The following is a 7,878-nucleotide window of genomic DNA, read 5'->3' as shown; positions in this document are numbered from 1 at the left end:
TCTAGTTGAAAATGTTATTTTACTCATGTTGTCCTCTTTTCCCCATATCTTGAAACTTAAGTATATAAAAAAATACCTGTAGTTTAAACACTCTTTTTCAAGTGTCCTAACTACAGGTACCATTTTAAAATGCCAACAACTGATTCTCTCTTTTATTGGCAAATTTATTTCGAGTGAAGCACCTTCTGATTTATCCTGGTTGGAAGCAGAAGTTATACGCTATTGCCGACGCATGCTACGACCAATTACTCCAACAGAGATTGCAAAACACCTTCACATTTGCGACCGCCATGCTCGAAAAGTCTTACATGGACTAGTAACGAAACGAATTTTAGTTGTTGTCAGTGGCAAAGAACGTGCACGAACATATCAACTTAATAGAAATTAATCTAGAATTAACTTTAACGGAATGACGAACCATTTCGTTCACCAAGGCGGGCTCTCATTCCGTTATCCCCTTCAAAATCATTGTTTTGCGCTACTTTTCGGGCTCTCGTTCCCCTATTCAAGCTTTTCCACCCTATTTTTGCTTCTTTTCATACCAATAACGGAATCTCGAACCGCTTCTATCTACTATTTGCCTTTTTTGGCACCTTTAACGGAATGACGAACCACTTTGTTTACCAAGGTGGGCTCTCATTCCGTTATCCCCTTCAAAATCATTGTTTTGCGCTATTTTCCGGGCTCTCTTTCCCCTATTCAAGCTTTTCCACCCTATTTTTGCTTCTTTTCATACCAATAACGGAATCTCGAACCGCTTCTATCTACTATTTGCCTTTTTTGGCACCTTTAACGGAATGACGAACCACTTTGTTCACCAAGGTGGGCTCTCATTCCGTTATCCCCTTCAAAATCATTGTTTTGCGCTACTTTTCGGGCTCTCATTCCGTTAGTCACTTGAACCTCCATAAATCCTCATACTTGAATAGAAATGAATGCATTAAAAAAATCTACTTTTGACTAAACAAAAGTAGATTGCTTTTTTCGTCGATGGAGCATGGCGGACTCGAACCGCTGACCTCTTGTCTGGCAGACAAACGCCATCCATCAGAGTTACTCTGCACCAAATAATTAACATCTATATAAAATCTTGATATTTTTTCCTTCCATATAGCACTCTCATGATAATTACTTCTTGCTTTGTTTCATCCACGATATAAAACCCTATGTAATGATCTACAATCACTTTTCGATAGCCTTTATTTTTTAATGTTTCATCAGCTACATAATTGCAGGAAAAAGGAAAGTCTCTCAACCTCAGGAAGGCTGACTCAATTTTGTTCAAAAGTTGCCTTGCAGCAGGTTCATTAAAAATTTCATTTGATATATATTCATATATCGCTTCTAAATCATCTTTTGCAACAGGGGTAACCTTTAATGAATAATTACTTTTGTCCATATTTCTTATTTAACCCTTTAAACACTTCTTCTGCATCTAATAAATCCTCACCATCTTCTAACTGCTTTTCTGCCTTTGCAAGCTTCTCATACATATCTAATTTGGCGAGTTTTTTTTCATAAGCATCCATACTCATCACGACTAAATCACCGTAACCATTTTTCGTTATATAAATCGGTTCTCCACTTTTATGGCAGAGATCAGATATCTCATTAGTATTCCTTAAATCCTTCATTGGTCGAATTTCAGGCACTGAAATCAACTCCTATAATCATTATTGACATAATTATAGCATAATTATGTCACAACGCACAAAATCGTATTATAAAAGCAAAAAAAAAACGCAACCACTTTTGGTTACGTTTTTTTAATCGATGGAGCATAGCGGGCTCGAACCGCTGACCTCTTGTCTGCCAGACAAACGCTCTCCCAGCTGAGCTAATGCCCCATAAGGATTAATGAATTTTTCAACAATTACATTATATAAAAATCCCCTACCGATGACAACCATTTTTTATCAAAATCCACCTATCACTAAACCACCAGCAAAAGCCCTCTTTCACAAGAGAGCCCCACTAATTCGCCATTTCCCTCGTTCGAAACGTAAATAAAGCTGCCACTAACAAGACCACAATCAACCCAATAATTATCAAGGCTGTCGCCCACAAATCTGTTGGAATTGTGCCTGTATCCATCATTTGTAAAATGTAAGAACTCAGATTGTTCGGAAACCATATAAGACGATGCGAAAAAACGCTATTCACTACACTCATAGCAATCATCACCGCAATCGACAGAAATCCAACAAGTAATGGTGTCTTCACTAGCGTATTAAAGAAGATGGTGATGGTAGTTACAAGTGTTAGCCATAATCCGTAAAATAAAATCACTTGTACAACAGTCGTAAAGGCGATTTCGCCAAACAACAAGTTAACATAGTACCAACTTGCCAGCATCCCCACGATATACGAACTCCAAATCAATAAAAGCTTGGCAGCCCATTTACTACTAATGTAAGTAAAATAACCAACAGGTTTCACTAACACAAGTTCTGCTACCCCACTTTGTCGTTCTCCAGCAATGGTACCCATTGTGATCAAAACGACGATCACAACACCAAACATACTAAACTCTGATAAACTCATATAAAGTGCTTGTGCTGGAGGAGGTTGTGGGATGTCGAAAGTTGCTCCTTCAGGCAAGCCTCCGACCGTATCTAAGATCTTTGGCAAATAATAAGTAGTGAGTGGGTCCATAATCGCCAAGATAATAAACACAATCGGCACCCATATCCAGCTATAATTCCGTGCGTATTCCAACATTTCTTTTTTAAAGATGGTTGTCCATTGCACGTTTACTTCACCACCCTCATAAACAAATCTTCCAGTGACGTACGACTGACATCAATCTTGATTAATGGTAAATCCTCATCCGCAACTAACCGCATAATTTGTGCACGGGCCTGGCCAGTATCTTCTACTAGTAACTGAATTTCTTCCCGTTCTACCACGGCCGGCCTCTGTTATCGACGGCAATGCTTGAAGTTTATCCAAATATGTATCTGCTTTAACTTGAAAAGCGACATGTATTTTGTCTGTTTGATACTTATTTTGTAGCTCGCGTATCGAACCAGACTCGACAATTTGTCCTTGATGCATTAATAGCAAATCATCACTAATTTCTTCTGCATCACTTAAAATATGGGTCGAAAACAAGATGGTTGTATCCTGTTTTAACTCTTCCATTAACGTTAAAACTTCACGACGACCAATTGGATCAAGAGATGATACAGGTTCATCCAACATGATTAATGCTGGTTTGTGAATCATAGCTTGGGCAATGCCAAGTCGCTGCTTCATACCACCCGAATATTTACCTGTCCGCCTGTGCTTTGCTTCGGCAATCCCGACTTTTTCTAATAATTGATCCGCTCGCTCAGACGCTTCTGTTTTAGATAGTTTGGCTAATTGCCCAACATAGACTAAAAACTCTTTACCAGTCATCCACTCATGAAAGATGGGATATTGCGGTAAATACCCAATGTGTGCACGGATATCTGCAGTTTGATTGATTCCTTCAAATTGAATTGATCCACTGCTTGGCTTCAACAACCCTGATAACAATCGTAATGTCGTTGTTTTACCTGCACCATTTGGCCCTAATAAAGCCACACATTTCCCCGGCGCCAACGAAAAGGACAGCCCCTTCACAACATCTTTATCATCGAATTGCTTTTTCAATTTCTCTACGTTAATCATCGCCATTAGCGCTGTCTCCTTCCAATCACAAAAAATAAGATTGGGCCGATAATACTGATCAATAGGATTATAAGAAGCCACATCCACTTCGGACCATTGGTTTCATCGGTTTTAAACCATGAAATAATAGCCACAATCGCAAGTATCGCTTCTAATAGAAATAGTGGTGCTAATATTGGTAAAACTTCCGCTATTTCCAATAGGTTCACCCCCACTAGTATGATACGCTTTTATCTATTCGATATTCAGGAAGGCCTTCAAATAACACAAAAGAGGCCAAGCACTAGCACTCGACCTCCTTTTCTGTTACATACGTAACAATGGCATAGAACAGCAGCGGAAAGAACCACCTGATTTTATTATTTCATTAAATTCCACTTCTATAACATCAAATCCCGCTTGTTCCATTTCTTTATTCACTTGCTTGTTCTGTGGCATACTGATAATTTTCTTTTCTCCAATTGATAACACATTTGTTCCCAATGTGAACTGTTCCTCTTCATTTACTTCAATCAACTCGTAATGTTCTCTTAATTTATCTACCCTCGTACTCGAAAAAGCATTCGGATAAATCAATGCCAAATTATCACCAATTATATTGAACGCACAATCTAAGTGTAGAATTCTTCGCTCTAAAGAGACTGGAATCACTTGGTGGTTTGGTAACAATGCTTGTAATGCCTCAGTTGCCTTTAAAGTCGTACGGGTACTAAGCCCCACCCAAACCTTTTCCTTATCGATGACAACATCGCCACCTTCGATCGACATTTGTACTAAATCTTTAAATGGAATGTTGTCCTGGTGGAGTCTTCCCTTTAAAATACCAACCTCGCCAGTACGAATCCCACTTCCCATTGCGGAAACAAATAACTGCTCGCCTACTGTGAATCCAATATCACGAGTGAAAACTTGCTCATTTAGCTTTTCCTCTGTTTCTAATTCAATCACATCAACATTATTTTTTTTCATCACATCGACAAACTGCCGATGTTGTTCCATTGCAATATCCACATTAATATTCTCTGATACATAACGTTTTTGTGTTTCATTAATAACCGTACCAATTCGCATATGTTTCGGTGGACAAACAATAACTTTTTTTAGTACATCATATTCCGTTTGGCAATTTACCTGATTGGATTGCTCAGACGATTGCATAGCCACATCTATTACCTCCATATCATGATAGAAATATTATATAATTCCTTATTGTCCTCTTTAAGTATACCAAAAAATGACAAAGGCCACTCATTTCTGTTAACACTGCCCTACCTTTTGTTTTCTCCAAAACATCCAATTTTAATAATCGATATTTATATCAATTAAATTCACCGACGCATTAGGTAAGTTGGGGCGGAATAAAAAACACTTTCATCCTTTAAAATAGGGAGATTTTGTTAAATAATGGAATGAGGTTCCGCCGCGAATTCCTGTGAAGTTAAGCCGAAGCTTGTTTCCAAACCCAACCAACAAAAAAAGCCACCTATTCTCACGCAAAAAGGGGGATGCGCTTGAATAGGTGGCTTTGTTAAAATTTCTTGTTAATTTTTCGTTACTTGGATTTCTTGGTCAACGAAATCGACTTTCATAGATGTCACGTCTTCTTCATCTAGGATTAGATCCGTAATTTTATCTTCCACTTGGTCTTGGATGACACGACGTAATGGACGTGCACCGAAACGTGGGTCATAACCTTTGTCAGCCAGATACTGTTTCGCTTCATCTGTAACTGTGATGGTTAGGTCTTCTTCTTTTAATGTTTCAGCTAATTCGTCAATCATTAGATCAACAATTTGAATCAAGTCGTTTTGTTCAAGTTGATTGAATGGAATGATCGCATCAAACCGGTTCAAGAATTCTGGTTTAAAGTATGCACTCAATGTTTCAAGTGTTGACACAGCTTCATTATTGTCGCTATTAAAGCCTACCGTAATTTTCTTATCACCAGTTCCTGCATTACTTGTCATAATAATGACTGTTTCTTTAAAACTTACCCTTCTGCCGTGGCTATCTGTTAGGTGACCATCTTCCATGATCTGTAGGAACATGTTTTGCACGTCAGGGTGTGCTTTTTCAATTTCGTCTAACAAGATTAAGCTATACGGATTACGACGCACACGCTCTGTTAATTGACCTGCTTCTTCATGGCCTACATATCCTGGTGGTGAACCGATGATTTTAGATATGGAGTGTTTTTCCATATATTCACTCATATCCAGACGAATAAGCGATTCCTTCGTACCAAACAGTTCTTCCGCTAATGCTTTTGTTAGTTCTGTCTTCCCAACACCAGTAGGTCCGACAAATAGGAACGAACCAATTGGACGATGTTTCGATTTCAACCCTGCACGGCTACGACGAACAGCTTTGGCTACTTTTTCAACAGCTGTCTGTTGGCCGATTACTTTGGCAGAAAGATTTGGAATTAAATTCTTCATCTTTTGTTGTTCATCTGCTTGAATCTTTGTCACAGGGATACCTGTTTTTTCTTCAATAATTTCTTGAATATCTTGTACGGTCACCTCTGCTGATGGCTCTTCTTCAGCGTCGTTTAGTTTTTTCTCCAATTTAATTTCCTGATGTCTTAAATGGGCTGCCGTTTCATAGTCTTCTTTTTCAGCTGCTTCTTGTTTTTGTTTAGAAATTTCATCTAAACGCTTTTGGATTGATTCTGCATCTGTTTCAGATTGGGTTAAGTTCAAACGAGAGCCTGCTTCATCAATTAAGTCAATTGCTTTGTCAGGTAAGAAACGATCTTGTAAGTAACGTTGTGATAAGGTTACCGCCCCTTGAATGGCTTCTTCTGAATAGCTGACTTTATGAAATGCTTCATAACGATCTTGTAATCCTTGTAAAATTTGTACAGCTTCTTCTGTTGTTGGTTCTTTGACCATGATCGGTTGGAATCGACGCTCTAGTGCAGCATCTTTCTCAATTTGACGGTATTCTTTGAGTGTTGTAGCACCCACTAGTTGTAATTCGCCTCGTGCTAGTGCTGGTTTTAAAATGTTTCCAGCGTCCATTTGTGAACTCTCTGCTGTACCTGCACCAACTAATAGGTGAATTTCATCAACAAATAGAATCACATTTTTTCGTTCTTGTAGTTCTGAAACTAGTTGTTTCATTCGCTCTTCGAATTGCCCTCTCATACTTGTGTTAGCAACTAATGATGCTACATCTAAAATATAGATTTCTTTATTCATTAATTTGGATGGTACATCTCCATTGGTAATTTTCAATGCTAAACCTTCAGCAATTGCTGTTTTACCTACTCCTGGTTCACCAATTAAGACTGGGTTGTTTTTGTTCCTTCTATTTAATGTCTCAATTACACGTTTTACTTCTTGGTCACGGCCAATAACTGGATCGATTAAACCAGCTTTAGCTGCGTGTGTTAAGTTACGACCTAATTCGTCCAACAAGCCGCCACCTTTTCCACCTTGGGAAGCTTGTTGCTGACCTTGATTCGCTTGGAATCCTGGTCCTCCGCCAAAGAATGATTGGAAATCTTGGTTATCTTGTCCCGAGAAGAAACCAGCTGGATTGTGTGCTTGTTGTTTCAATTCTTTAAAACATTTATCACAGACGTGTAGTTGTTGCATTTGATTATTAAATCGAAGGGTTACATTAATATTCGCTTCACGAACTCCACAATGTTGACATTGCATGAGTCATTCCTCCTTCAATTAGAAAAATTAGTTTAATGGTTGTTTTGATTTTATTGGTCAATGTTTGACTTTGACTATCTTTGACCTTGTACTTGTATTATACTCTGACCTTTTTTGACTTTCAAGAGGTTTGATCAAATTTTTTCATTACAGTTTCTGACTACTAGCAGATAAGGTGTTTTATACGCATGAACTATGCTCGAATTTACTTTCTTGCAGTCTAATTGAAATAAGTGCAAAACAATCGTTCCAGCAGAATACTCCGCTTTCCATGGGCACAGCTTCAGCTAACTTGGTAAAGAAAACCACTTTACCAAGTGGATCTTCAGCTCGTGCTATTCCCATAGGACAAGGAAGACTTCGGAGCGATACATCGCACGCAGAAAATTGGTCTTTATTTTCGAGGAGTCTCCGTATTCTGCCTCCACTGTTATAAGTTTTCTGATTATCGATGAACTTTGGCAGAAAAAAATATTAGGCGTTTATCTGCGTACATAATAATGCCACATGTAGCGTTTTTATAGAAGTTCCTTAAACTTTTTAGACTATAAAT

At 38.3% G+C, this 7,878-nt stretch carries 7 protein-coding genes and 1 tRNA gene; all 8 read right to left on the bottom strand.

Annotated elements, in window-relative coordinates:
- Window positions 1-1,078 precede the first annotated feature (1,078 nt).
- The 8 genes from FCI53_RS09055 to FCI53_RS09020 all read right to left on the bottom strand — a co-directional run bounded on the left by FCI53_RS09055 (window position 1,079) and on the right by FCI53_RS09020 (window position 7,325).
- Window positions 1,079-1,399, bottom strand: a complete 321-nt coding sequence (locus FCI53_RS09055; RefSeq protein WP_138418014.1) for a type II toxin-antitoxin system RelE/ParE family toxin — start codon at window positions 1,397-1,399, stop codon at window positions 1,079-1,081.
- Window positions 1,386-1,652, bottom strand: coding sequence for a type II toxin-antitoxin system Phd/YefM family antitoxin (locus tag FCI53_RS09050; protein ID WP_138418012.1), 267 nt, complete (start codon window positions 1,650-1,652; stop codon window positions 1,386-1,388). The genes FCI53_RS09055 and FCI53_RS09050 overlap by 14 nt, the downstream gene beginning before the upstream one ends.
- 122 nt (window positions 1,653-1,774) lie before the next feature.
- Window positions 1,775-1,847, bottom strand: a tRNA-Ala gene (locus tag FCI53_RS09045).
- A gap of 127 nt (window positions 1,848-1,974) precedes the next feature.
- Entirely contained in the window at window positions 1,975-2,751 is a 777-nt protein-coding gene (locus FCI53_RS09040) for an ABC transporter permease (RefSeq protein ID WP_138418010.1), read from the bottom strand.
- A gap of 75 nt (window positions 2,752-2,826) precedes the next feature.
- Entirely contained in the window at window positions 2,827-3,663 is an 837-nt protein-coding gene (locus FCI53_RS09035) for an ABC transporter ATP-binding protein (protein ID WP_342774188.1), read from the bottom strand.
- Window positions 3,663-3,866 (bottom strand): PLDc N-terminal domain-containing protein, encoded by a 204-nt coding sequence (locus FCI53_RS09030; RefSeq protein ID WP_342774187.1) that lies wholly within the window; start codon window positions 3,864-3,866, stop codon window positions 3,663-3,665. The genes FCI53_RS09035 and FCI53_RS09030 overlap by 1 nt, the downstream gene beginning before the upstream one ends.
- Before the next feature lie 97 nt (window positions 3,867-3,963).
- Window positions 3,964-4,815, bottom strand: a complete 852-nt coding sequence (locus FCI53_RS09025) for a dimethylarginine dimethylaminohydrolase family protein (protein WP_138418034.1) — start codon at window positions 4,813-4,815, stop codon at window positions 3,964-3,966.
- 383 nt (window positions 4,816-5,198) lie between these two features.
- Window positions 5,199-7,325 (bottom strand): ATP-dependent Clp protease ATP-binding subunit, encoded by a 2,127-nt coding sequence (locus FCI53_RS09020; RefSeq protein ID WP_138418008.1) that lies wholly within the window; start codon window positions 7,323-7,325, stop codon window positions 5,199-5,201.
- Window positions 7,326-7,878: the final 553 nt, after the last annotated feature.

Origin of the sequence: Aquibacillus sediminis (assembly GCF_005870085.1) — a bacterium.
In the GTDB taxonomy this organism is placed as follows: Bacteria; Bacillota; Bacilli; order Bacillales; family Amphibacillaceae; genus Aquibacillus_E; species Aquibacillus_E sediminis.
The sequence above is the reverse complement of the archived record's forward strand: the minus strand, read 5'-3'. Positions and strand labels throughout refer to the sequence as shown.